A 2,093-nucleotide genomic window follows, 5' to 3' on the forward strand; every position below is an offset into this window, starting at 1 on the left:
GTCCCCAATGTGCGCACAAGATGCTTTCTTTACAGTGGACTTGAAGATGTGACGATTCCCGGGAATATCAAAAAATGTCTGGATTCTTTTCAGCTTTGTAATAATTTGAAGAAAGTGACAATCGAAGAAGGAACAGAAGAACTCTGGGGAACATTTGCATCCTGCGAAAGCCTGGAAAATGTTGTGATTCCATCTTCCATGAAACGGATGAAACGTATTATCTATTTGCGGACAGCCCGGATGTAGTAATTCATGGATATGCGGGGTCTACAGCGGAAACATTTGCAAAGGAAAAAGGGCTGGCATTTGAGGTACTTTAAAAGAAGATATAGATGAAAGTAATCGAAAAAGAATTAAGAAAGAGACATATATTGAATATTGATTGGAGGATGATATAAATGTTAAACTTTGAAACAAACCCTATTATTGCCATGCTTCATCTGAAAGGAAATTCTGATGCGGATATAATGGAACGGATGAAAAGAGAAACCGAAACATATTACAGGAACGGTGTTGATGCCGTTTTGGTGGAAAACTATTTTGGAGATACGAGAAATTGTATACAGGCACTTGAATATTTACATAAAAATATGCCGGACAAGCTTTATGGTGTTAATATTCTTGGAGATTACAGGATGGCATTTGAACTCGCAGAAAAGTATGGTGCTGATTTCGTGCAGATCGATTCAGTATGTGGGCATTTAACGCCTCAAAGAGATTCTGTATACGCTAATGAACTGATCGAACTCATGAAAGGCAGGAATTTTCAGGTTCTTGGTGGTTTGCGTTTTAAATATCAGCCGATCAGAAGTGGCAGAAATCTCGAACAGGACGCTGCGTTTGCAAAAATGCGCTGTGATGCTGTTGTGACGACAGGTGAAGGAACCGGAAAAGATTGTCCTACAGAAAAACTGTCAGAATTTAAAACAGTATTGAAAGATTTTCCCCTGATTGTTGGTGCGGGCGTTACTGCCGATAATGTTTGTGAAAAGCTAAAATATGCAGATGGCGTAATCATCGGAAGCTGGTTGAAAGAAGGACATCACGATTACGGTGATGTATCAGAAAAATATGTAAAGGAATTTATGGATAAAGTTCGAGAATACAAAGAAATCTAATGTGTGAACTGCACGATATCAACAATGAATAGGGGAGACTGATGCCATTTCCTCTCCTGAAAGACTGCGGGAATTGAAAAAAGTTTCAAAAAGGGAAATTTCCATTTGATATAATGCAGATATCAAAAACGGGGAGGAAACGCTATTTATCATGTGTCAGGTACTCGATTATTATTTTGAACATTTTAAAATAACAATGAAATATTCATTAATTTTTGTTTATAGTACCTGTCCCCAATGTGCGTATGGATTTTTCCTGTACGGAATGCTGGATTGATTTCTATAAACTTCTGGATTCTAGACTGTTACTGTGGGGAAGCTCTGGAAAACTGGGAGGGATACATCAAAATCGAACAGGATAACTGGAGTCAGCTGTCTGATGAGGAAAAAATCGAACGGGATTGGAAACGCTACGCCGAAGAGATGATTAACCGTAATGAATAGAAAGGAGAATTTGATTATGAAAGTACATATGGAGTTTACATTTCCTGACCGGGAGGAAAAGGATTTAGAGCATCTGAATGCGATGTTGTCTTCAATGAAATGGAGTGAAGTACGCTTAGAGGATTTTAATGGATACCATGAAAAAACCAGTACAATGGATCAAAATACCGGGGAGATTTGTTCTGTCACCCACCGGTATGGCTTTGACCAGGTCGTTCTGGAATGTGAGCGGGAGGATGATGAACCGGGGTACCGCTATCAAGTGGAAACAGAATACCTCACGCAGGCGATTTCCTCTGACGAATATCATGACTGTTGGTCGGAGGAACATCCGGATTATGTTATGCGCGTACTATCCTGCATTTCTTTTGATGACGGCGGCAGTGCCTTTGTTGTCCTTTTCCATGAAAAGGTCAAGTAAAATATGAACCATTGGGGACAGGAAAAAAGCCACTTTCTCCGTCCCCAACAGTCTGACAGCGGAGAAGCAATTATTTCAGATGATACACAGATGACTTTATTCACAGCAGA

3 protein-coding genes are annotated in these 2,093 nt (G+C 39.8%); all 3 read left to right on the plus strand.

The window, feature by feature from the left end; all coding sequences use genetic code 11:
* Nucleotides 1-246 (plus strand): leucine-rich repeat protein (locus QZZ35_RS11445; RefSeq protein WP_291237521.1); only part of this gene is annotated, 246 nt, incomplete at its 5' end.
* Between the two features lie 152 nt (nt 247-398).
* Nucleotides 399-1,118 carry a BtpA/SgcQ family protein gene (locus QZZ35_RS11450; RefSeq protein ID WP_291237522.1) on the plus strand — a complete coding sequence of 240 codons (720 nt, stop codon included), beginning with the start codon at nt 399-401 and terminating at the stop codon, nt 1,116-1,118.
* A gap of 460 nt (nt 1,119-1,578) precedes the next feature.
* The gene (locus tag QZZ35_RS11455; RefSeq protein ID WP_291237523.1) at nt 1,579-1,983 is read left to right on the plus strand and encodes a hypothetical protein; all 405 of its coding nucleotides are present in this window, start codon (nt 1,579-1,581) and stop codon (nt 1,981-1,983) included.
* The last annotated feature ends 110 nt before the right edge of the window (nt 1,984-2,093 follow it).

This window comes from Frisingicoccus sp. (genome assembly GCA_016298055.1).
Lineage (GTDB): Bacteria > Bacillota > Clostridia > Lachnospirales > Lachnospiraceae > Frisingicoccus.

Coding starts and splice junctions, on each gene's coding strand:
- QZZ35_RS11455 (WP_291237523.1), top strand. CDS start 1,579: ATGAAAGTACATATGGAGTTTACATTTCCTGACCGGGAGGAAAAGGAT.
- QZZ35_RS11450 (WP_291237522.1), top strand. CDS start 399: ATGTTAAACTTTGAAACAAACCCTATTATTGCCATGCTTCATCTGAAA.